This window comes from Clostridium sartagoforme, assembly GCF_004794105.1.
Taxonomy (GTDB): domain Bacteria; phylum Bacillota; class Clostridia; order Clostridiales; family Clostridiaceae; genus Clostridium; species Clostridium sartagoforme_B.
The window spans coordinates 1,459,216-1,483,813 of the sequence record NZ_SRYR01000001.1 but is presented as its reverse complement, the minus strand read 5'-3'; the positions used below and the strand labels follow the sequence as shown (position 1 = coordinate 1,483,813).

At 28.5% G+C, this 24,598-nt stretch carries 25 protein-coding genes; 21 read left to right on the top strand and 4 right to left on the bottom strand.

What is annotated here, in order from left to right; translation table 11 throughout:
* The first annotated feature begins 13 nt into the window (after positions 1-13).
* From queA to E5347_RS06625, 17 genes are all read left to right on the top strand, one after another.
* Positions 14-1,042 carry a tRNA preQ1(34) S-adenosylmethionine ribosyltransferase-isomerase QueA gene (queA, locus tag E5347_RS06705; RefSeq protein ID WP_136005715.1) on the top strand — a complete coding sequence of 343 codons (1,029 nt, stop codon included), beginning with the start codon at positions 14-16 and terminating at the stop codon, positions 1,040-1,042.
* A 21-nt stretch (positions 1,043-1,063) separates the two neighbouring features.
* A complete protein-coding gene (gene tgt, locus E5347_RS06700; RefSeq protein WP_136005713.1) occupies positions 1,064-2,206 on the top strand; it encodes a tRNA guanosine(34) transglycosylase Tgt in 1,143 nt (380 codons plus the stop codon).
* A gap of 104 nt (positions 2,207-2,310) precedes the next feature.
* Complete coding sequence (yajC, locus tag E5347_RS06695; RefSeq protein WP_136005711.1) at positions 2,311-2,586, top strand: preprotein translocase subunit YajC; 276 nt, start codon at positions 2,311-2,313, stop codon at positions 2,584-2,586.
* Positions 2,587-2,635: 49 nt separating this feature from the next.
* Complete coding sequence (locus tag E5347_RS06690; RefSeq protein ID WP_136005710.1) at positions 2,636-3,004, top strand: TIGR04086 family membrane protein; 369 nt, start codon at positions 2,636-2,638, stop codon at positions 3,002-3,004.
* A 164-nt stretch (positions 3,005-3,168) separates the two neighbouring features.
* The gene (gene secD, locus E5347_RS06685) at positions 3,169-4,428 is read left to right on the top strand and encodes a protein translocase subunit SecD (RefSeq protein ID WP_136005708.1); all 1,260 of its coding nucleotides are present in this window, start codon (positions 3,169-3,171) and stop codon (positions 4,426-4,428) included.
* Entirely contained in the window at positions 4,421-5,302 is an 882-nt protein-coding gene (gene secF / locus E5347_RS06680) for a protein translocase subunit SecF (protein WP_136005707.1), read from the top strand. Before secD ends, secF begins: the two co-directional genes overlap by 8 nt.
* 132 nt (positions 5,303-5,434) lie before the next feature.
* Positions 5,435-6,286, top strand: coding sequence for a DHH family phosphoesterase (locus tag E5347_RS06675; RefSeq protein WP_136005705.1), 852 nt, complete (start codon positions 5,435-5,437; stop codon positions 6,284-6,286).
* A 75-nt stretch (positions 6,287-6,361) separates the two neighbouring features.
* Entirely contained in the window at positions 6,362-6,880 is a 519-nt protein-coding gene (locus tag E5347_RS06670; protein ID WP_136005703.1) for an adenine phosphoribosyltransferase, read from the top strand.
* A 302-nt stretch (positions 6,881-7,182) separates the two neighbouring features.
* A complete protein-coding gene (locus E5347_RS06665; protein ID WP_136005702.1) occupies positions 7,183-9,369 on the top strand; it encodes a RelA/SpoT family protein in 2,187 nt (728 codons plus the stop codon).
* Positions 9,370-9,380: 11 nt separating this feature from the next.
* The gene (gene dtd, locus E5347_RS06660) at positions 9,381-9,830 is read left to right on the top strand and encodes a D-aminoacyl-tRNA deacylase (RefSeq protein WP_136005700.1); all 450 of its coding nucleotides are present in this window, start codon (positions 9,381-9,383) and stop codon (positions 9,828-9,830) included.
* Positions 9,831-9,844: 14 nt separating this feature from the next.
* A complete protein-coding gene (locus E5347_RS06655; RefSeq protein WP_136005698.1) occupies positions 9,845-10,447 on the top strand; it encodes an MBL fold metallo-hydrolase in 603 nt (200 codons plus the stop codon).
* 11 nt (positions 10,448-10,458) lie between these two features.
* On the top strand, positions 10,459-11,883 hold the full coding sequence (locus E5347_RS06650) for a coproporphyrinogen III oxidase (RefSeq protein WP_136005696.1): 1,425 nt from the start codon (positions 10,459-10,461) through the stop codon (positions 11,881-11,883).
* Positions 11,884-11,894: 11 nt separating this feature from the next.
* Positions 11,895-13,145: a histidine--tRNA ligase gene (gene hisS, locus E5347_RS06645; RefSeq protein ID WP_136005695.1), complete on the top strand. Its 1,251-nt coding sequence runs from the start codon at positions 11,895-11,897 to the stop codon at positions 13,143-13,145.
* Positions 13,146-13,156: 11 nt separating this feature from the next.
* Entirely contained in the window at positions 13,157-14,941 is a 1,785-nt protein-coding gene (gene aspS, locus E5347_RS06640; RefSeq protein ID WP_136005693.1) for an aspartate--tRNA ligase, read from the top strand.
* 330 nt (positions 14,942-15,271) lie between these two features.
* Entirely contained in the window at positions 15,272-15,646 is a 375-nt protein-coding gene (locus E5347_RS06635) for a GntR family transcriptional regulator (protein WP_136005692.1), read from the top strand.
* A gap of 2 nt (positions 15,647-15,648) precedes the next feature.
* Entirely contained in the window at positions 15,649-16,500 is an 852-nt protein-coding gene (locus E5347_RS06630) for an ABC transporter ATP-binding protein (protein WP_136005691.1), read from the top strand.
* A gap of 1 nt (position 16,501) precedes the next feature.
* Positions 16,502-17,128, top strand: a complete 627-nt coding sequence (locus E5347_RS06625) for an ABC-2 transporter permease (RefSeq protein ID WP_136005688.1) — start codon at positions 16,502-16,504, stop codon at positions 17,126-17,128.
* Positions 17,129-17,209: 81 nt separating this feature from the next.
* Here E5347_RS06625 and E5347_RS06620 read toward each other — a convergent pair whose 3' ends face one another.
* Both E5347_RS06620 and E5347_RS06615 read right to left on the bottom strand, forming a co-directional pair.
* Complete coding sequence (locus E5347_RS06620) at positions 17,210-17,884, bottom strand: alpha/beta fold hydrolase (RefSeq protein ID WP_136005686.1); 675 nt, start codon at positions 17,882-17,884, stop codon at positions 17,210-17,212.
* 8 nt (positions 17,885-17,892) lie between these two features.
* Positions 17,893-18,156, bottom strand: a complete 264-nt coding sequence (locus tag E5347_RS06615; RefSeq protein ID WP_136005684.1) for a DUF1294 domain-containing protein — start codon at positions 18,154-18,156, stop codon at positions 17,893-17,895.
* Positions 18,157-18,339: 183 nt separating this feature from the next.
* Between E5347_RS06615 and E5347_RS06610 the strand changes: the two genes are divergently transcribed.
* From E5347_RS06610 to E5347_RS06600, 3 genes are all read left to right on the top strand, one after another.
* Complete coding sequence (locus E5347_RS06610; RefSeq protein ID WP_136005683.1) at positions 18,340-19,680, top strand: APC family permease; 1,341 nt, start codon at positions 18,340-18,342, stop codon at positions 19,678-19,680.
* Positions 19,681-19,801: 121 nt separating this feature from the next.
* Entirely contained in the window at positions 19,802-20,581 is a 780-nt protein-coding gene (locus E5347_RS06605) for an EFR1 family ferrodoxin (RefSeq protein WP_136005682.1), read from the top strand.
* Between the two features lie 55 nt (positions 20,582-20,636).
* Positions 20,637-21,329 carry a TIGR01906 family membrane protein gene (locus tag E5347_RS06600; protein ID WP_136005680.1) on the top strand — a complete coding sequence of 231 codons (693 nt, stop codon included), beginning with the start codon at positions 20,637-20,639 and terminating at the stop codon, positions 21,327-21,329.
* A 16-nt stretch (positions 21,330-21,345) separates the two neighbouring features.
* Here E5347_RS06600 and E5347_RS06595 read toward each other — a convergent pair whose 3' ends face one another.
* Both E5347_RS06595 and E5347_RS06590 read right to left on the bottom strand, forming a co-directional pair.
* On the bottom strand, positions 21,346-22,512 hold the full coding sequence (locus E5347_RS06595) for an iron-containing alcohol dehydrogenase (protein WP_136005678.1): 1,167 nt from the start codon (positions 22,510-22,512) through the stop codon (positions 21,346-21,348).
* A gap of 76 nt (positions 22,513-22,588) precedes the next feature.
* Positions 22,589-23,965, bottom strand: a complete 1,377-nt coding sequence (locus E5347_RS06590; RefSeq protein WP_136005677.1) for an aldehyde dehydrogenase — start codon at positions 23,963-23,965, stop codon at positions 22,589-22,591.
* A gap of 336 nt (positions 23,966-24,301) precedes the next feature.
* Here E5347_RS06590 and E5347_RS06585 point away from each other — a divergent pair, with 336 nt between their 5' ends.
* Positions 24,302-24,574, top strand: coding sequence for a metal-sensitive transcriptional regulator (locus E5347_RS06585; RefSeq protein ID WP_136005675.1), 273 nt, complete (start codon positions 24,302-24,304; stop codon positions 24,572-24,574).
* Positions 24,575-24,598: the final 24 nt, after the last annotated feature.

Genomic DNA, 24,598 nt, shown 5'->3' with positions numbered 1-24,598 from the left:
AGGAGATAATACAATGAAAGTAAGTGATTTTGATTTTTATTTGCCAGAAGAATTAATTGCACAACATCCCTTAGAAAAAAGAGATGCTTCAAGACTTATGGTTTTAGATAAAAAGACAGGAAGTATAGAACATAAATCTTTCCATGATGTGATAGATTATTTAAATGAAGGAGATACTTTAGTATTAAATAATACAAGAGTAATGCCAGCTAGGCTTATAGGTGAAAAAGAAAATACTGGTGGGAAAATAGAATTTCTTCTGTTAAAAAGAATAGAAGGAGATAAGTGGGAATGTTTAGCTAAACCAGGTAAAAGAGCCAAGATAGGGCAAAGATTTACCTTTGGAGAAGGTAAGCTTAAATGTGAAGTTGTTGATATAGTGGAAGAAGGAAATAGAATAATTGAATTTAGTTATGATGGTATATTTGAACAAGTTTTAGATGAACTAGGGGAAATGCCACTTCCGCCATATATAACTGAAAGACTAGAGGATAAGGAAAGATATCAAACAGTATACTCTAAGGAAAAAGGTTCGGCAGCAGCCCCAACAGCAGGTCTTCACTTTACAGAAGAATTATTAAAGGAAATTAAGGCAAAAGGTATAAATATAGCATATTTAACACTGCACGTTGGTCTTGGAACTTTCAGGCCTGTTAAGGTAGATGATATTAATGAACATATTATGCACTCTGAATTCTATCATTTAGATAAGGAAAATGCAGATATAATTAATGAAACTAAAAAGAGGGGCAATAAAGTTATTGCTGTAGGTACTACTTCAACAAGAACATTAGAAACCATTGGAGATGAAAATGGATTTGTTAGAGAACAAAGTGGTTGGACAGATATTTTCCTTTATCCAGGATATAAATATAAGGTTATAGATGAATTAATAACTAATTTCCACTTACCAGAGTCAACATTAATTATGTTAGTTTCTGCTCTTGCAGGAAAAGAAAATGTTATGAATGCCTATAATGAAGCAGTAAAAGAAAGATATAGATTTTTCTCCTTTGGAGATTCAATGCTTATAAAAGAGTAAACTAGAAGAGGAAGTGAAATTTTGAGTAAAAAAAGATATACTTTATTAAAGAAGGATGGCAAGGCCAGAAGAGGTAGGTTTGAAACTCCTCATGGAACTATAGAAACGCCAGTATTTATGAATGTAGGAACATTAGCAGTTATTAAGGGTGCTGTTTCTACAATGGATTTGAAGGAAATAGGATGTCAAGTAGAGCTTTCTAATACTTATCATTTACATTTAAGACCTTCAGACAAGGTAGTTGCTGAGCTTGGAGGATTACATAAATTTATGAACTGGGATAGACCAATTCTTACAGATTCAGGCGGATTCCAAGTATTTTCTCTATCTGGAATGAGAAAAATAAAAGAAGAAGGTGTTTATTTCTCTTCTCATATAGATGGTAAAAAGATCTTTATGGGACCAGAAGAATCAATGCAAATACAAAGTAACTTAGCTTCAACTATAGCCATGGCTTTTGATGAATGTATTCCAAACCCTTCAACTAGAGATTATGTTGAGAAATCTGTAGCAAGAACTACTAGATGGCTTGAAAGATGTAAGGTAGAAATGGATAGGTTAAATTCTCTGCCTGAAACTATAAATAAAGAACAAATGCTTTTTGGTATTAACCAAGGTGGTTGTTATGAAGATATTAGAATAGAGCATGCTAAAACTATAACTAAAATGGACTTAGATGGATATGCTATTGGAGGTCTTGCTGTAGGGGAAACTCATGAAGAAATGTATAGAGTTATAGATGCTGTAGTTCCTCATTTACCTGAAGATAAACCTATTTACCTAATGGGAGTTGGACTTCCAAGTAATATATTAGAAGCTGTAGACAGAGGTGTTGACTTCTTTGATTGTGTACTTCCAGCTAGAAATGGTAGACATGGTCATGTATTTACGAGGGATGGAAAGATTAATTTAATGAATGCTAAGTTTGAACTTGATACTAGACCAATAGATGAAGGTTGTCAGTGTCCAGCTTGCAAGAGTTATACAAGGGCTTATATCAGACATTTATTTAAGGCTAAGGAAATGCTTGCAATGAGACTTTGTGTTCTTCATAACCTTTATTTCTATAATAAACTTATGGAAGATATCAGAAATGCAATTGATGGAGGATACTTTAAAGAGTTTAAAGAAGAAAAGCTAAAAGAATGGAATGGTAGAGCTTAAAGTATTAAATATCTGTTAATATAATTGACAGTACTATATTATTAAGTTATAGTTTTTATTATCAAAATATATAAACAAAAGTTATAATGAAGGGAATGAATTAAATGGAAGCAATATTATCATTAGTGTTACCATTTGCATTAATGTTCGGTCTTATGTATTTCTTATTAATACTACCAGAAAAGAAGAGAACAAAAAAATATAATGAAATGATTTCTGCTATAGAAAAAAATGATGAAATAATTACTAGAGGCGGAATAATGGGAAGAGTTGTTATCGTTGAAGATGACTATGTAGTTATTGAGTCAAGTGCTGAAAGAACTAAACTTAAAATTTCAAAAAGTGGTATAGCTACTAAGGTAAATAAAGTAGAAGAATAAGAATAAAGCCCCCTAGGCTATCATAGATTAGTACTAGGGGGTGATTTCTATGGAGTGGGTAAACTATTTCAAAAGTATTTTTAGAGGTCTTTTATGTGCCTTGGTAATTACATTTATTGCTACTATTATATTTTCATTAGTGATGAATAAATTACCTATAGAAGAAAATGTCCTGAATATTATTTATGTAGTAATAACAGCTTTATCTCTTGTAGTAGGATCTGTTTTTGCAGTGAAAAACTATGGAAGCAAGGGGTGGGTAGTTGGATTAGCTGTAGGTTGCATGTTTTACATAGTCTTATATTTAATTGGCATTATTTTTGGAGCTGAAGCTACACTAACTATTTATGATTTTATGAAGTTTGCATTATGCATATTAATTGGACTTCTATCAGGAATGCTTGGAATAAACCTATAATTAAATTATTAAAGTAAGAGATATATTTTCTCTTACTTTATTTACATATTAAGGTATTTTTTATGTGTAAAGTATATTTGAATTACATAAAATACTAAAAGTAGTTGATATTGCTTAACATAAGATATATAATTTAAATGAAAATGTACTAGAGGGGGAAAACCATGAAGAGGAGAAGTAAAAGCAAAAGCTCAGTGTTATTATTACTTTCAGTTGTAATTATAATTTCCTTTGCCTTTATTGGGTTTAAAGGTTTAGAAGTTGCAGGTTGGAGAGTAAAGTCTTTTGATGAGGGAATTACAAAGGGACTTGACCTTCAAGGTGGAGTTTCAGTTTTGATGGAAATCGTTGACGAAGATGTTTCGTCTGATGTGTTAGAAAGAACAAAGCAATTATTAGAACTTAGAGTAAATAAAATAGGGGTTGCAGAAACAGTAGTAACTGTTGAAGGTGACAAAAGAATTAGGATAGATATCCCTGGAGCATTTAATTCAAGTGAAATAGTTGATGGACTTACTAAGACTGGAAACTTAGAGTTTAAAGATTCAGAGGGTAACGTAGTTTTAACTGGAAAAGATGTTAAAGAAGCAACAGCTATATTAGATGATACATCAAGACCAGTTGTTTCACTAGAGTTAAATGAAGATGGTCAATCAAAATTTGCTGATGTTACAGCAAAAAACATAGGAAAAAGTATAGGTATATATATGGATGGTGAAGCTGTATCTTCTCCAGTAGTTCAAAATGCAATTACTGATGGAAAAGCAGTGATTAATGGTATGTCTTCAATGGATGAAGCGAAGAAGCTTGCAGGAGTAATAAGTTCTGGTGCATTACCAGTAACTGTTGAGGCAGCTTCAGTTAAGAATGTTGGTGCTCAACTTGGAGCAGAAGCTCTGCCTAATGCTTTAAAAGCAGGGGCAATAGGTGTAGGACTTATATTTGTTTTTATGATTATATATTATAGAGTACCAGGAATATTTGCTAGTATTGCATTAACTCTATATATTTCATTAGTTTTATTATTGTTTGCTGAAATGAAAGTAACATTAACTCTACCTGGCATAGCAGCTTTATTATTAACTATTGGTATGGCTGTTGATGCAAACATTCTTATTTTTGAAAGAATAAGAGAGGAACTTTCTAGAGGAATATCTATTAAAAGTGCAGTTAAAGCAGGATTTGAAAATGCTATGTCTTCAATTGTAGACTCAAATTCAACTACATTTATTGCTGCATTAATACTTTACTTTATAGGATCTGGTTCAGTAAAAGGGTTTGCTGTAACTCTTATGATAGGTATAGTATTAAGTTTATTTACGGCATTAATAGTTACTAAAACACTAATTAATTTAGCTGTTGAAATAGGACTTTTAAAGAGTCTTGGACAATTTAGAGTTAAGAGAGGTGAAAATAATGCTTAAGATAGTAGAAAAAACTAAGCTATGGTTCGCCTTATCAATAATAATAATTGTTATAGGATTAGGATTTACTTTTACTAAAGGTTTAAACTTTGGTATAGATTTCTCAGGCGGGACTAAGATAGTAATTCAATATAATGAAGGATTTAATAAGCCAGAAGCAGATGAAATTGTTAAAGAAATTGTACCAGGCGCCGTAACTAATGAGGCTGAGGGAAATCAATATGAAATTAAGGCTACAGACTTTGATAGTTCTAAGGTATCTGCTGTTTTCAAAGGGCTTCAAGAAAAATATAATTTAGAAGATGATGACCTATTATCTCAAGAAGAAATAGGTGCTTCAGTAGGTAAAGAATTAACTAGAAATTCTATTTTAGCTTTATTTGTAGCTTGTGCTGCTATGTTAGTTTATATAGCTATAAGATTTGAACTTAATTATGGTATTGCAGCTATAATTGCATTAGTTCATGATTTATTAATAACAGTTAGTGTGTTTGCTATTTTTAATATTCCTGTAAATACACCATTTATTGCAGCAGTTTTAACAATAGTAGGTTATTCAATTAATGATACTATAGTAATTTTTGATAGAATTAGAGAAAACTCTAAGAATATGAGGAGAGTTTCTTCCACAGAACTTGCTAATAAGAGTTTAACTCAAACAATGTCAAGATCTATTAATACAACATTGACTACTTTAGTTACAATAATAGCTGTTAATATTTTTGTACCTACAGTTAGAGAATTTACTTTCCCATTAATTATAGGTATAGCTGCAGGAGCATACTCATCTATATTTATAGCAGCTCCTACTTGGGTAATATTAAAAGATAGAAAAGCTAACAAAAACAAGAAATCAAAAGCTGAATTAGCATAATATTATAAAATGTTGTATAAACCTCCAAATTATTTTGGGGGTTTATTATTTTTTTACAAGAAAACATTTGTAATATTTGCGATTATACATTATAATATATGTGTTTTCTTAAGTTTTATGGAGGAGTTTATAATGCGTAAGTTTTGGGAGAGTATTTATAGTCCAAATTATATTACTGGATATAATCCCTTTATACTTAAAAATATGAACAAAGCAATTGAACATGTGGTAGAAGCAGTAAATAACAGAAATAAAATAGTTATTTACGGTGTATCAAATGTTGATGGATTGTGTGCTATATCATCACTACATTTAGTTTTAAAATATTTAAATGCAGATATAGAGTACGTTATTCATGAAGAGGATTCAGGTTCTGGAATTACTTCTGAAAGTATAAAAAATAATGTTAGCTTTCTAGGAGGTCAGCTTTTAATTACATTAGGAATTGATTTAAGCTCAGAAGAAGAAGAAAAGCTTTGTAGGGATCTTGGGATAGATTTGATAGTATTGGAAAATAAAGAAGATAATAATGGAAGAAATTATATTTACATAAATCCGAATCAAAAAGGGTGCCAGTATAGATATAAAAATTTATCTATTAGCGGGTTAACCTTTAAATTAATGCAAGCCATAGCAATTTATTATAATATAAAAAGCATTAATAAGTATTTAGATTTAATATTAATAGGAGAGCAATGGGCAGAAGTACCTTTAAAAGGGGAAAATGGGGTCATACTAAAAGAAGGTAGAAAATTCCTAATTAATACTAATAATTATGGATTAAGAGCTATAATGAATTATTATAATATAGTTGAGATGGATGATGAGTGCATATTAAAAATTATAGAACTTATTACACCAACTATTAATGCTGTTAGGAAAATGGATAATGCTCGAATAATAATAGAGCTATTAACTACTAATAAAAAAGATAGAGCTGTACAAATAACTAAATATTTGAATAAATCTAATATGACTATATAATTATTTAATTTATTATTGTAAAATAATAATAGGTACTTATATAGTTTATAATTTTTTAATAATGGAGGAATTATTATGAATCTAAAAGAAAAAATTAGAGTGATTGAAGGTTTTCCTAAAGAAGGTATAAGTTTTAAAGATATTACAACAGTTATTGGTGACGGAGAAGCATTAAAATATTCTATAGATAAAATAGTTGAGCATTTAAAAGATAAAAATATTGATTTAATAGTAGGACCAGAAGCCAGAGGATTTATTTATGGAGTACCTGTTGCTTATGCAATGGGAATTGGATTTGTTCCAGTAAGAAAACCAGGTAAATTACCAGGTGAAACTGTTTCTGTGACTTATGATTTAGAGTATGGTAGTGATACACTACAAATACATAAGGATGCAATTAAAAAAGGTCAAAGAGTTGCTATAGTAGATGATTTACTGGCAACTGGAGGAACAATTGAAGCAGTAGCTAAGCTTGTAGAATTAGCTGGTGGAGAAGTTGTTACTTTAGATTTTGCAATAGAACTTACAGGGCTTAATGGAAGAAGTAAGCTTGAAGGATATGAAGTAATGTCCTTAGTTGATTATGAGTTTTAATATATAAGCTTTCCATAAAGTTTATATATTTTATAAAAGCATGTTTTATATGAGAAATATTTAATTTATGTGAATATACAATCAACTTATATAAAAATTAAAAGATTCATGCTTTCAATTGATGTGATTTATCATTGAAGTTACTTTTTACTTGAAATAATATTAGCACTTAAAATGTAGACTGTTTATTGAAACATATATATTATTGAAAATTTAAATTAATTAGTATATAATATAAGAAAAAATGGCTGGTTGTTAAAACCAGCCAATTATTTTAGACTAAATCAAAGGAGATTATCCATATGTATGAAGACTTAATGCAGAAAATTAATGAAAATTGCCATAATATAGATAAAGATATGGTAAAGCGAGCATATGATTTAGCTTGTGATGCCCATAAAGAGCAAAAAAGAGAGTCGGGTGAGCCTTATGTAACTCATCCTGTTGATGTTGCATCAATATTAGCTGAAATGGGTATGGATACTAGTACAATAGTTGCAGGTCTTTTACATGATGTTATTGAGGATACTGAATATACATATGAAGATATTAAAAATTCCTTTAATGAAGAAATTGCAAATTTAGTGCAAGGTGTAACGAAATTAGGTAAGATTGAATATAAGACTAAAGAAGAACAGCAAGCTGATAATGTAAGGAAAATGCTTTTAGCAATGGCTAAAGATATAAGGGTTATCATAATAAAGCTTGCAGATAGACTTCATAACTTAAGAACTTTAAAGTTTATGCCAAAGGCAAAACAAAAGCAAAAAGCTAAAGAAACTTTAGATATTTATGCACCTTTAGCACATAGATTAGGTATCTCTAAAATTAAATGGGAACTAGAAGACTTAGCTTTTAGATATTTACATGAAGAGGAATATTATGATTTAGTTAAGGAAATAGCTGAAAAGAGAGTTGAAAGAGAAACTTATATTGCTGAAATTAAAGAGGATTTAAGTAAAAAGCTTGAGGAATCTGAAATTGATTCAGATATAGACGGCAGACCAAAGCATTTTTATAGTATCTATAAAAAGATGGTTAATAAAAATAAAAGTATAGAACAAATTTTTGACTTAACAGCTATAAGAATCTTAGTTAATACGGTAAAAGATTGCTATGGGGTTTTAGGAATAGTTCATACCATTTATAAACCTATTCCGGGAAGATTTAAAGACTACATAGCAATGCCAAAACCTAACATGTATCAGTCTCTTCATACAACTGTAATAGGACCACAAGGTAAGACTTTTGAGATTCAAATTAGAACCTTCGAAATGCATAAGACAGCTGAATATGGTATAGCTGCTCATTGGAAGTATAAAGAGGGAGAAAATCAAGAAGAAAAAGAAAATTCCTTTGAAAATAAGCTTGCATGGCTTAGGGATATGCTAGAATGGCAAAAAGAAACATCAGATGCTGAGGAATTTATAGAAGGATTTAAAATAGATTTATTTGTAGATGAAATATTTGTATTTACTCCAAAAGGTGTTGTAATTAATTTACCAAGTGGAGCAACACCTATTGATTTTGCTTATAGAATTCATACAGATATAGGGAATAGATGTGTAGGGGCTAAAGTAAATGGTAAGATAGTACCTTTAGACTATAAATTAAAAACTGGGGAAATAGCTGAAGTACTAACTTCTAAAAATGCTAAAGGCCCAAATATAGATTGGCTTAATATTGCGAAGAGTAATCAAGCGAAAAGTAAGATAAGACAATGGTTTAAAAAGATTAAAAAAGAAGAGAATATAGATAAAGGTAAGGAAACTTTTGAAAAAGAGTTAAAGAAGCAAGGCGTAATCTATGCTGAAATAGCAAAAGGTGAAGTATATGAAAGAGCTATAAAGAGGTATAATATTCATAACACTGAAGATTTATATGCGGTAATTGGAATTGGCCAACTTTCTGCTTCAGCATTTATCTCTAAATTAAAAGAAGAAAATATTATAGATAAACAAAGTCAAGAAACTTTAAATAAACCTATAGAAGAGCAATATAATAAATTTGATAAGGGAAATGGAAATACTAGTAGAAACTCTTATGGCGTTACTGTTAAAGGTGTAAATAACATAATGGTTAGGTTTGCTAGGTGTTGTAATCCAGTACCAGGAGATGATATACAAGGATATATAACTAAAGGTAGAGGAGTTTCTGTTCATAGAAATGATTGTAGTAATTTAAAATCATTAATTAATTATGATCCAAGTAAAGTAGTAGATGTTTCTTGGGGATTATCTAAGGGTGCTGCTTATGTTGCAGAAGTTCAAGTTAAGGCTGATGATAGAATTGGAATTCTTACTGATATTATGAATGTTATTTCGGAATCTAAGCTACCATTAAATGCGCTTAATGCTAAATCCTCTAAGGCTAATACTGCTATGGTTACTATTAGAGTTAAGATAGATTCCATTGAGCAATTAAAAGAACTTATGAGAAAAATAAGAAGATTAAAAGGCGTAATGGATGTATATAGAATGAATAACTAGAGAGGTATTAAATGAGGGCAGTAGTTCAAAGAGTAACTTCATCTAAGGTAGTTGTAGATGATACAGTAATAGGTGAAATTGGAAAAGGTCTTAATATATTAATAGGAATTTCTAAGGAAGATACAGAAGAAGATTTACTTTATTTAAGAGATAAGATTATTAACCTTAGAATTTTTGAAGATGAAAATGATAAGATGAATCTTTCTCTTTTAGATGTAAAAGGAGAAATATTAGCTATTTCTCAATTCACTTTATATGGAGATTGTAGAAAAGGTAGAAGGCCAAACTTTATGGAAGCAGAGGGCGGAGATAAGGCTAAGGCGTTGTACGTGAGATTTATAGACCTATTAAAAGAAAACAATATAAAGGTAGAAACAGGAGAGTTTGGGGCTCATATGAAGGTTGATATACAAAATGATGGGCCTGTGACACTTATATTAGATAGTAAAAAGAAGTTTTAGTTAGGAGGGTTATTATGATAGTTAAAACTTATCCTCTTGGGTCACTTCAAACTAATTGCTACTTAGCAATAGATGAAAAGACTAATAAAGCAGCAATAATTGATCCAGGAGCACAAGCAAGTTACTTAATTAAGGAAATTGAGAATTTAGGAATTGAAATAGATGTAATATTACTAACTCACTGCCATTTTGATCATAATGGTGCAGTTGCTGAGCTTAAAGAAAAATATAATGTAGATGTATATTTAAATAAAGCTGAAGAAGAGTTTATGGAGAGTGATAACACTGGTATTTTTGGAAAGCTTCCAAAGATATATAAGTATCTTGAAGAGGGTCAAGAAATTAAAGTTGGAGATTTAACTTTTAAAGTTACATTTACACCAGGACATAGTAAAGGTGGTACTTGTTTTATAGTAGCTGATAGTGTATTTACTGGTGATACTTTATTTAATGGCTCTATTGGAAGAACTGACTTTTTAGGTGGAAGCTATAATGAGCTTATAGAAAGTATAGAAAATAAATTAATGATATTAGATAAGGATACTGTTGTTTATCCAGGTCATGGACCTAAATCTACTATTATTTATGAAAGAATGAGAAATCCATTCTTAGCATAAAGGGAGAATAAATGAAGGTAACTATAAAATTAAACAATTTAAAATATAGATATGATGTTTATCAAATGTTTAATATTTACTATCCTTTAGAAGAAATTAAATTTGAAGATAATGGAGAATTTATAGTAAATATTGAAGAAGATAAAATTAATTTTTCATATGGAGATTACTTTAATGAAGCTTCTTTAGGTGAAAATATTAAAGAAGATATAAAGAGGCTTATTTTTTCATCACTTAAAGATATTACTAATGATTATTATCCATGGGGTATATTAGTAGGAATAAGACCTTCTAAAATTGCCTTAAAATATCTGGAAGAAGGAAAAAGTGAAGAAGAAATAATAGAAATTTTTCAAAATAGACATTTAGCTTCTGAAGAAAAAGCAAAGCTTTGTATTGAAGTAGCAAAGAAGGAAAAAGAATTTGTAAATAAGGATGAGAAGAATATTGCTATTTATATAGGAATGGCATTTTGTCCTACTAGATGTTTCTATTGCTCCTTTACAGCAAATCCAATAGGAGCTAGCAAAAAGTTAGTTAATCCTTATTTAGAAGCCTTAACATATGAAATAAGAGAAATGAAAAAATATGTTGATGAAAGAGGATTAAAGATAGAAAGTGTATACTTTGGTGGGGGGACGCCTACTGCAGTAAATAATGAAGAGTTCGAAGCTATTATGAAAGAGATTTATAATGCTTTTGTTAATAATAGAGACCTTTATGAGTTTACTGTGGAGTGTGGAAGACCTGATAGTATTACTATTGAAAAGCTTCAGACTATGAAAAAGTATAATACTACTAGAATAAGTATTAATCCTCAAACTATGAATGATAAAACCTTAAAAATGATAGGAAGAGGTCATTCATCAGAGGATGTAATTGAAAAGTTTAATTTAGCTAGAGAGCTAGGTTTTGATGATATTAATATGGATATGATAATAGGACTTCCTGGTGAAGGAATAAAAGAAGCTGAATACACAGCTGAAGAATTATTAAAGCTAAAACCAGATAGTCTTACAGTTCATGGATTATCATTAAAGAGAGCTTCAATTTTATATGAAAACTTTATTCTTAAAAAGGGAATACAAATAAAGAAGCAAGAAGAGTTATCTTCTATGTATGAAATAAGCAGAAAACTAGCTGAAAGTTTAGGTATAAAACCATATTATATGTATAGACAAAAAAATATGGTTGGAAATATGGAGAATTTGGGTTATTCTAAAGAAGGTAAAGAATGTTTATATAATATTGAAATGATAGAAGATAAGCAAACTATTATAGCTTTAGGTGCTGACGCAGTATCTAAGGTAGTCTTTTTAGAAGATAATAGAATTGAGAGATTTGGAAACGTAAAAGACATAAAAGAATATGCAAATAGAATTAAGGAAATGGTAGAGGAAAAGAAAAAACTTTTAGATACACTTTACCTTAAATAGGAGGAGATATTATGGAAATCCAAGCACCTAAGGGTACGAAGGATATGCTGCCTCAAGATGCTTATAAATGGCATTATGTTGAGGAAACTTTAAGAAAAGTTTCAAAGGCATTTGGAGTAAGAGAAATTAGAACACCAATATTTGAACACACTGAATTATTTTTAAGAGGTGTTGGGGAGACTACTGATATAGTTCAAAAGGAAATGTATACTTTTAATGATAAAGGTGATAGAAGTATAACATTAAAACCAGAAGGTACTGCACCTACTGTTAGAGCTTTTATTGAAAATAGATTATTTAATGAAGCTCAACCTACTAAGCTATATTATATGATTCCATGTTTCAGATATGAAAATGTTCAAAAAGGAAGACTTAGACAATTCCATCAATATGGTATAGAAGTATTTGGTTCTAAAGAACCATCAATGGATGCTGAAGTAATTTCTTTAGCTATGGAAGCTTTAAAAAGACTTGGTTTAAAGAGTTTAAGTTTAAACATAAATAATTTAGGATGTCCTAAGTGTAGACCAAAGTATAATGAAGCATTAAAGAAATATTTACAAGATAATTATGATAATCTTTGCGGTATTTGTAAAACTAGATTTGAAAAAAATCCAATGAGAATTTTAGATTGTAAAGAAAAATCTTGCAAGGAAATAACTAAAAGTGCTCCTATTATCCTTGATTATATTTGTGAGGAATGTGATACTCACTTTACAGAAGTAAAGAGATATCTTGATGCATTAGATATTAAATATACTATTGATCCAGGCATAGTAAGAGGATTAGATTATTATACAAAGACTATTTTTGAAATCCTAAACGATGATTTTACAGTTTGTGGTGGCGGTAGATATGATAAGCTAATTGAAGAAATTGGTGGACCTGAAATGCCAGCTGTTGGATTTGGAATGGGACTCGAAAGACTTATAATGACTCTAGAAAAAGAAGAAATTGAAATTCCAAGGGAAGATACTATAGAGCTTTACATTGGTGCTAGAGGAGAAGATGCTAAGACAGCAGCCTTCGTTCTTGCTAATAAATTAAGAGCAAAAGATGTTAAAGCTGAAGTAAACCATATGGGTAGAAGCATAAAGGCAGAAATGAAATATGCTAATAAAATTGGTGCTGTCTTTACTACAATTTTAGGTGATGATGAACTTCAAAATAATGTTTTAAAGCTTAAGAGAATGAGTGATGGAGAACAATTTGAAGTTAATTTAAACAATATAGATGAAATAGAAAGTGTTTTAAATAGTTAGGAGGAAGAAAAATGGGTGAAGCTTTAGGTGGATTAAAGAGAACCCTTATGTGTGGAGAAGTTAGGGAAAGTAATGTTTCTCAAAAAATCACATTAATGGGATGGGTACAAAGAAATAGAAAATTAGGAGGTCTACAATTTATAGACCTAAGAGATAGAACAGGCATAATGCAAATAGTATTTGGTGAAGAAATTAATGCTATAGCTTTTGAAAAGGCTAAGGACGTAAGACCAGAGTATTGTATTGCTGTAACTGGAGAAGTTGTTTTAAGAGAAGCTCCAAATCATAATATGCCAACAGGACTTGTTGAGCTTAAGTGTGAAGAATTAAAGATTCTTTCTGAATCAGATACTCCTCCAATATATATTAAAGAAGGATTAGATGCAGCAGAAAATATAAGATTAAAATATAGATATTTAGATCTTAGAAGACCTGATATGCAAAGAATATTCATGATCAGAAGTAAAGTATCTAAATCTGTTCGTGATTATTTAGATGCAAATAATTTCTTAGAAGTAGAAACTCCAATTTTAACTAAGAGTACTCCAGAAGGAGCAAGAGATTACCTTGTACCTTCAAGAAATTATCCAGGAATGTTCTATGCACTTCCACAATCACCTCAAATCTTTAAGCAATTATTAATGGTATCAGGATTTGATAGATATTATCAAATTGCTAAGTGTTTTAGAGATGAAGACTTAAGAGCTAATAGACAACCAGAATTTACTCAAATCGACTTAGAAATGAGTTTTGTTGAAGAAGAAGATGTAATAAAGATGAATGAAGGCTTAGTAGCTCATGTATTTAAAGAAGTAGCAGGAGTAGATGTTAAGCTTCCTATAAAGAGAATGACATTTAAAGATGCTATGGAAAAATACGGTTCAGATAAGCCAGACTTAAGATTTGGAATGGAAATAACTAATATTACTGAAGACGTAAAGGATATGGATTTTGTAGTATTTAAATCAGCTATAGAAAATGGTGGATCTGTAAGAGCATTATGCTTAAAGGGTGGAGCATCATTAGGAAGAAAACCAATAGACAAATTAGGTGAATTCGTTAAAACATATAAGGCTAAGGGGCTTGCTTGGATTCAAATTAAAGAAGATGGAGTTAAATCTTCAATAGCTAAATTCTTAACTGATGATGTTACTAATTCAATTATTAAGACTATGAATGCTGAAGTTGGAGATGCTATATTTATAGTTGCAGATAAGAATTCAGTAGTTTTCCAAAGTCTTGGAGCTTTAAGATTAGAGCTAGCTAAGCAATTTGATTTAATTAAGGATAAAAATGAATTTAACTTTACTTGGATTACAGAATTCCCTCTATTTGAATATAACGAAGAGGAAGGAAGATATCATGCAGCTCACCATCCATTTACATCACCAATGGATGAAGATTTAGATATGATAGAATCTAATCCAGGAGAAGTTAGATCAAAGGCTTATGATTTAGTATTAAATGGAGAAGAACTAGGTGGAGGATCTATAAGAATTCATGATTCTAAGCTTCAGCAAAGAATGTTTAAGGCTTTAGGATTTACTGAAGAATCAGCTCAAGAAAGATTTGGATTCTTAATAGATGCCTTTAAGTTTGGACCACCACCACATGGCGGATTAGCTTTTGGTTTAGATAGAATGATAATGTTCTTAGCTGGAACTGAAAATATTAAGGATGTTATTGCATTCCCTAAAAATCAAAATGCTTATTGTTATTTAAGTGAAGCTCCTAATATAGTAGATGAAAATCAACTTGAAGATTTAGGAATATCAATAAATAGAAAAGAAGATTAATCTTGGAGGCTACCTTAGGGTAGCCTTTTTTATTATAAATATTTATTATTAATTTATAAGAAATTAATATTTTGTAATTTATGAGAATTTATTAATTTGTAATCTAAAATGAAGAATTTAGGAAGTAATCTGTTCTGAATTACTAAAAATACAATAATAAGAATAAAGATATTTGAAGGAGAGTATGTAAGTTTCTGATGACTTAGAGAAAAGATAAGGAATCAAAAGCTTGCATACTTTTTTTATATAAATATTGACAGGAGTGTGTATGTGTAATAATATATGTATATAGAGTATATATACACTTGGTATACACTTGGAGGTGAAAAGTTGAATATTATAATTAGTAATTCTTCACAAGTGCCATTATATGAACAAATAGAAAGTCAAATAAAGAATCAAATAGTAAATATGTTATTAAAACCTGGAGAGCCTCTGCCCTCTATTAGAACTTTAGCTAAGGAATTAAAAGTAAGTATAATAACTACTAAAAGAGCTTATGAGGAATTAGAAAAAGAAGGCTTTATAAAAACAGTAGTAGGAAAGGGAACTTTCGTTGCTGAAGCTAATAATGAAAGGTTAAGAGAAGTTGCTATGTATGAAATAGAGAATAAGTTAGAAGAAGCAATTATTTCTGCAAAAGCAATAGGATTAACTTTAGAAGAAACTATTGATATTGTTAAGAGCTTATATGAGGAGGTATAGAAATGGAAGCTATTGAAATTAAAGAATTAGAAAAGAGCTACAATAAATTTAAACTAGATATTAAAGAGCTAATAGTAAAAAAAGGTTTTATTACAGGATTTATAGGACCTAATGGATCAGGAAAAACAACTACTATTAAGGCTATCATGAATATGGTAAAAGCAGATAAAGGTGAAATATTAGTATTAGGAGAAGATATTAAAACTAATACAGATATTAAAGAAACATTAGCTTTTGTAGGTGATACTTGTGGTTTTTTAGAAGAAAGTAAACTTAAAAATATAAAAAAGACAGTTTCAAGATTCTATACAAAATGGGATGAAACTTTATATAAAAAACTTACAGAAAAATTTGGCTTAGATGAATCATTAGTTTACGGAAAGTTATCTAAGGGTAAAAAGAAACAATTCGAACTTACTATGGCCTTAGCTACAAAACCTAAAGTTTTAATAATGGATGAGCCTACAGCAAATTTAGATCCAGTAGTTAGGAATGAGTTTTTAGAAGTTTTACAAGAGCAGATGGAAGAGGATGAAAATACAGTATTTTATTCTACTCATATAACTAGTGATTTAGAAAAGTGTGCTGATTATATAATTTTTATATATAAAGGACAAGTAATACTTCAGGGGGAAAAAGATTATATATTAGAGACTCATTCAATTGTAAAGGGTAAAAATGAGCTATTAGATGAAGATACAAAGAATGCATTGATATCAGTAAAATCTACAGGATATAACTTTGAAGGACTTACAGATAATAAGGAAAAAGCCTTTGATGTATTTGGTAAAGAAGTTATTTATGAAAGAGCAAACTTAGAAGATATTATGCTCTACTATACAGGGAGGAAGTAATATGAAAAAGATTATTAACTTAATATTGTTACAGTTTGAAACTGTATTTGCATTAAAAAAATATATGGCTTTAATAATAGGAATAGCTGTTTTTATGGTTATTATGCAACCTAATATGCTTTCTTTTGCTGGTTCACTATTTATAATGGCTACTTGTTATAATTCCGCTTTTTATGAAGAAAAAAGCAAAGTAAATTATTTAGTGTATTCTCTACCTATTAAGATTAGTGAATATATTGTATCTAAATATATTTTTGTAGCTATAAATACTTTAATATCTATGGGGATATCGGCTGTACTATACTTTATTATGACGAATTTTAATATAATTAGTAGTGAAGAAACTTTTCCATTATGGGCTTTAATGTTAATATTAGCTGGAATAGGCATATTTATGATGACTTTATTAATTCCCCTAGAACTATTACTTGGGTTTGAAAAGGCGAGAATTGCATTAGTATTTTTAACAGTATTTCCAATGGTATTTTCAACTGAGCTAGTAAACTTATTACCACAAATTGATATAAGCAGCAATATAGTAATTATATTAATTGCCCTTATAGTTTTTACAGTAGTATTAGCATCATATTTTATTACCTCAAATTTATTTGTTAAAAAGGAAGTATAATTAATTTAATAAGATATGAAAGATATTTAATTAAGTCAATTAAATTAACTTAAATAGAAAAGTAGATTATAATATATGAATCTACTTTTTTTGATGTTTCATAATTAATATTTCTAATAGGTACTTTGCAATCTTATCGCTATTTATAATATAGCTACCATGATCTTCGTTATTAAAAATTTTCAATTGGCTATTAGGTATATTATTATGTATAAGATTTGTATGGTTTTCTCTAATTACATCCTTACTACCAACAGTAATGTATGTAGGTACAGTAATTTTGCGCAACATATCTATAGTTATATTAGGCTCTTCTAACATTAATTTATATTCTTTTGTTTTCTTAAATTTATATATTATCTTAAAAAGTATAAGCCACTTTTTCTGCAATCCATTTGGATTTGTATTGACACCACTAATGATTAAACTGGATAAAAGATTAGGATATTTTATAGAGAGTAGAAGTCCAATAATACCACCATCACTAAAGCCATATAGGAATGGCTTGTCTAATTCAAGTTTATGGATAAAGCTATAAATATCTTCAGCCATTTCATTATAATGTAATTCTGAAACGGGAGAGCTGTTACCATGTCCTCTAGTATCAATAGTATAAACAGTAAAGTATTCTTTTAATATATTAACTGTGATATCAAAAATATCATGACTTTCTCCATTACCATGGAGTAAAATAAGTGGATATCCACTTCCTACTTTTTCATAATATAACTTTATATTATTTACTTCTATAAACATAAATCCTCCTAATATTTAATAAAGATAAATAATAAAACTTGTACTATAAGAATTAAAGGAATTCCTAAAGTGAATTTTATATGTTTAGTTTTATGCCTAAAAGAATATATCCCTAATATTACACCAAGACTACCCCCTATAAAAGAAAGCAAAAACAAGGTACTTTCTTTTATTCTCCATTTTCTTTTTATAGCCTTTTTTTTATCTATAAACATAGTTAAAAAAGATATAATATTAATAAAAATTAAGTAGTAAATCAAATAAATTTTCATAATAATCTCCAAATAAATAAATTTAATTTAATTATCCTAATACCTTTTAATTATTATATTAATGAATGTTTGAACATAGTTTTAATTATAATAATTTTTTATTCTTATTTTACTCCATATATGATATAGTGTACATAGAAATTTGGCATTTTAATTTTAGACATTACAAAAGAGGTGAAAATTATGAAAAAAAATGAATATGGTTTATTTACAGCCATAGGAATGATAGTAGGAATTGTAATAGGTTCTGGTATATTTTTCAAGAGTGATAATATACTTATTGCTACTAATGGAAGTATAAGCTTAGGGGTTATAGTTTTTTGTATAGCCGCAGTAGGTATAATTTTTGGAAGTTTAACTATTTCAGAATTAGCATCTAGAGATTGTAAAGCAGGAGGCATAATAACTTATGCTGAAAATTCATATAATTCTTCAGTTGCCTGTGCTTTTGGGTGGTTTCACACATTTTTATATTACCCAAGTTTAATTGCAGTTGTATCTTGGGTTTCAGGAATATATATCTGTATGCTTTTTGGTATAGATGGTGGACTAACTCTTCATACATCTATTGGATTTGGAGCAATTATTATTTTTTACATATTAAATATTCTTTCTGCAAGGCTTGGGGGATATTTTCAAAATTTATCTACAGTTATTAAGATAATACCACTAATTTTAATAGCTATTGCTGGTATTTTCTTTGGTGATCCCAAATCAGTATCGATGAATGAAATTGTACATATGAAATCTGCAACATGGATAGCTGCTATAGCACCTATAGCGTTTTCTTTTGATGGTTGGATAATTGCTACATCCATAGGACATGAAATTAGAGATTCTAAAAGAAATTTACCTAAAGCCTTAGTAGTTGCACCATTATTTATACTAGCTATTTATGTTTTATACTTTATAGGAATTAGTGTACTAATTGGACCTGAAAAGGTTATGGCATTAGGAGATGCGCATGTTGATTTAGCTGCTAATACTTTATTTGGACCATGGGGTGCAAAGATGGTTCTTACTTTTGTAGTAGTATCAATACTAGGTACTGTAAATGGATTGGTTATGGGACATATTAGACTTCCTTATTCTTTAGCTTTAAGAGGAATGTTCCCTAAGTCGGAAAAAATAAAGATCATTGATGATAAATTAGGAATGCCAGTTAATTCTGCAATAGTTTCCTTTATAATATCAGTAGTATGTTTATTAATACATTTTATAACACAAAAATATAGTTTACTTCCAAATAGTGATATTTCGGAAATATCTATTACGATAAATTATGTTATGTACATATTATTGTATGTTAAGGTATTTAAGATGGGCATGAATAATGAGGTTAAGGGGTTATGGAAGGGAAAAATCAACCCTATATTGGCTACTGTTGGTTCATTAATTATTCTTTTTGGTAGTATATCTAATCCATTATTTATGCAATATACATTTATTTGTGGAATAGTGTTAGTATCAGCTGTTCTTTTTTGGAGATATAAAGAAAAATCGAATATTATGGTAGATTTATAGAAAATAAGAGGAAAAATGAAATACTAAAATAATTCCCAAAATATTACAATTATTATATAATGTAAAATAGGGTTTGGTGTAAATCTGAAAAATATTATTTAATAATAGGGGGGACTTTGTTTTGAAAGGGATTATTTTATATTTTAGTGGAAGTGGTAATACCAAGTATATAGTAAATAAGATATATGAAGAATTTATAAAAAATGGATGTGAATTAGAGGTTTATTCTATAGAAGATAAAATTTCTTTAGACTTTAATTCTTATGATTTTTTAGTAATAGGGTTTCCTAAGTATTTTTATGATATGCCTAAAATATTTTTTGATTATATTAGAGATAACTTAAAGTGTTCAAATAATGAAATAAAAACTATGATATTTTCTACTGGAAGAGATAAGAGTGTGACGAATTTTATTGAACTTGAAAAAGTTTTAGGGGAAAAAAATTATAAGGTTATAACTACAAAAAACTTTCAAATGCCAAATAGTTTTACTATAAGTAAAAGTTATGAAAAGAATACAAGAAAAGATATTAGAGATGTTTACGAGAAAACTTTAATAGAGATAAAAGAGTTAGTAGTAAACTTTTTAACTGAGAATATTGTTAAAGAAGAGATTAGTAACTTGCAAGCTATTTTTTATAAAAATATTAACAAGTTTTTAACTAAAGACCTTTATAAAAACTCAGATAAGTTTTCAGTAAATGATGACTGTGATAAATGTAATATATGTGTAAATTCTTGTCCTACTATGAATATTGAAAATATCGGTGAAATGATTAAGTTTAGAGATAATTGTATAATGTGTTGTAGATGTGTTAATGTATGCCCTAAAAATGCAATTTTATATAATAATAAAGAACATCCTCAGTATAAAGAAAATATAGATTTAATAATTAGTTAATAAATTATAATATTTATGCTATAATTTTCATATTAAACTAGATATGAGGGATGAGATGAATAAGATTTTACATTTTTTTAAAAAAGCTATAATAGGGATAATTCTAGCTACTTTGACTATAGGCATCAGCGTTATAGCAGCCTTAAACTTAACTATAATATATAGCTATTTAATAGATAAATATAATTTAAATACTATTGTAAATTTATCTAAAAGCAGTTTGCTTAATGATTATTATAATTTAATTTATTATCTTCAAAATCCATTAATTAAGGATTTAAGATTTGAAAATTTTCCTATGAGTGTAAATGGTGAATTTCATTTTTATGAAGTTAAAAAGATATTTTTAAGCATTTATCTAATATTATTTATAATTATAGTATTATCAATATTATATATTTATATTAATAAGAAAATTGGTAAGAATGTTAAATTATATAAGTTATTAAATTATGGAGCAAATACATTAATAGTATTTTTGACTACATTATTATTAAGTATTTATATAGATTTTTCAAAGGCATTTACGGCGTTTCATAAAATATTTTTCAATAATGATTACTGGATTTTTGATGAGAGAACTGATCCAATAATTAAAGTTTTACCGGAAGAAGTGTTCAAGCTATATGCATTAATTATATTATTATTTATCTTTATTGCAGTAGTATCTTATAAGGTATATTACTTGAAAAATAGAAGTAGTTATGTAATTGAAAAACATAATGATAATATAAAAAGTGAAGGTTAACCCTTCACTTTTTATATTATAAAGCAAGTTTAAATATTTCTAATGCTTCTTTTTCTCTAATTTCTACAAAGTTTCCAACATGGTCATAATGAGCAACTAATTTTTTAGACATTTCTTCTATATGATCATCATTAATATTTGCATGACTTAATCTAGTTGGAAGTTCAATTTTAGTAAAGAAGTTTTCTAAAGCTTCTATGCCTTTAAGGGCAGTTTCTTCAAGATTATTTAAGTTAATATCTATATCAAAAACTCTATTTGCAAATTGAGCAAATCTATTTAAATCATGCTTATATACATATTTCATCCATGCAGGGAAGATTATAGAAAGACCAGCGCCATGAGCAATATCATAAATACCACTTAATTCATGTTCTATATCATGGGTAGCCCAATCACCAAGTCTACCAATACCTAACCAGTCATTATGAGCTACCATTCCAGATAACATAATTTCTGCTCTTGCATTATAGTCATTAGGATTGTTATTTAATCTTAAAGCATTTTCCATAATAGTTTTTAATGTTGCTTCACATAATCTATCAGTTAAGTCAACATATTTTTCGTTTGTAAAATATCTTTCCAAAATGTGGGCTATCATATCAGCTATACCACAAGATGTTTGATATTTTGGAAGAGTATAAGTAAGCTCTGGGTTAAGTATAGAAAAAATAGGTCTTAATGTTGGATGGCCTGTACTTCTTTTATAAAGTCCATCTTCATTAGTTATAACACATCCAGAACTTGTTTCACTACCTGCAGCAGGAATAGTTAATACAGTAGCAAGCTTTAAGCAAGTATGGTTAATATCAGTTCCTATAAATAAATCCCAAACATCACCATTATAATTTACACCAGCAGCAATAGCTTTAGCAGAATCTATTACACTTCCACCACCAACAGCTAGAATAAAATCAATATTATTTTTTCTGCAAATTTCTATACCTTCTCTTACTAAGGATACTCTAGGATTAGGTTTAACCCCTCCAAGTTCAACTATTTCTATATTTTCATTTTTTAGTGAATTTACTATTTTATCATATAAACCAGTAAATTTAATGCTACCTCCACCGTAATGAAGTAATACTTTGTTAGCATATTTTTTTACTTCAGTACCAACTTTAGATTCTGTGTCTTTTCCGAATATAATTTCAGTTTGATTTTTGTAATTAAAATTTCTCATATATCCTCCTTAAATTTATGTAGTATACTTATATAATACTAAAGCTTATACAAGCTTTCAAATAAATAGATTAGTTTTATTTAAATAACTTTCTTGCTAAAGATATCTTATTTTTATATGGAGCAAACCTAATGGGAAATTCTATAAAAGTACCTCTTTTAATAATTGACTTTTTATGGGAAAAAGTATCGAAGCTAGCTTTTCCATGATAAGCTCCAAGGCCACTAGAATTAACTCCTCCAAAAGGTAGATAAGAAGAAGCTACATGGATTATAGTATCATTTATACAACCACCACCAAAGGATAAAGAGTTAAGAATAGTTTTTATCCTAAGTTTATCTTCAGAAAAATAATATAATGCAAGTGGTTTTTCTTTAGATTTAACAAAGTTAATTGCTTCTTCTATAGATGAGTATTCAATTATTGGTAAAATTGGTCCAAATATTTCATCCTCCATAATTTTACTATCTTCTTTGATATCAGTTAGGATAGTTGGTTCAAAATAAAGATCATCATCATTATATCTTCCACCAAAGGATACATTTCCATCCTTTAAGTAACCTTTTAGTCTATTTAATGCTTCAATATTTACAATTCTAGGATAATCACTATTATTTTCAATATCCGTTGAAAATTGAGCTTGAATTTCTTTCTTTAAGGATTCTATTAAAGAATTTTTAATTGATTTTTCTACTAAAATATAATCAGGAGCCACGCAGGTTTGACCTGAATTAATTAATTTTCCCCATATAATTCTTTTAGCAGATAGCTCTATATTTGCAGTTTCATCTATTATACAAGGACTTTTACCACCAAGTTCTAAGGTTACTGGCGTTAAGTTTTTAGCTGCCTTTTCCATAATTATTTTTCCTACTTTAACACTTCCAGTAAAGAAGATATAATCAAATTTCAAATCTAATAAATAAGAAACAGTTTCTTTTCCCCCTAAAGGATCAACTACTTTAATATAATCTTCTTTAAAATTTTTATTTATTAAATCTTCTAATATTTTAGCAGTATTTGGACTGTTTTCTGAAGGTTTAATAATAGCACAGTTACCAGCAGATATAGCTCCAATAAGAGGCGATATTACTAGTTGAAAAGGATAATTAAATGGTCCAATGATAAGAGTTACACCATAAGGTTCTTTATAAATATAGCTTCTAGCAGGAAAGTATGCTATAGAAGATTTAACTTTTTCTTTTTTAGACCACTTTTTCAATTTTTTTATATGCAAATTTATCTCTTCATAAACAAGACCTATTTCTGTTGTAAAGCCCTCAAAATCTGATTTCCTTAAATCTTTATTAAGAGCATCTAAGATATCATTTTCGGAAGATTTAATTATATTTTTTAATTTTTTTAGTGCATTTATTCTAAAGTCTAAATCTTTAGTTGTATTAGCATTAAAGAAATCTTTTTGTTTATTAAAAGTTTCTAGTATATTATTCATAATTCCTCCATAAGAAATTCTAAGTATTTTATAGAAATATTATATTTACCATATATTTATTATAACATTTTGTTTTTAAATAAGTTAGAATTGTTTAAATCTATGTTTTAATAATTAATCTATATTTTGATGACTTATGTTTTTTAGTGAAAAATACTACTTTCTAAGAAAACTCCACCTGAAGCTAAGAATCACTCTATAAATGAATTAAGTTAATAAAATATAAAAATTTTTTGAAAATTATATAATAAATATATTTTAATCAATTGAAAGATAAGCTAATAAATGATAGAATAAAGATACCCTATAGAGGTATATTGAGTTGGAGGTATAAAGATGGAAGAGGAAAATGAAAAGCTACGAAAAGATATTATAAATAGACTTAAAAGAATTGAAGGTCAAGTAAAAGGAATTCAAGGGATGCTTGAGAAAAACGTTTGCTGTTCAGATATATTAGTTCAGATTTCTGCCATTAGATCAGCGATAAATAGGGCAGGTGGATTGACTATAGAATATTATGCAAAAAATTGCTTAAATATTGAAGAGGGAACAGAAGAACAAGAAACCTTAAAAGAATTAATTAAGACTATTAATACTTTCGTAAAATAATTTTAAAAAACTATTTACAATTTG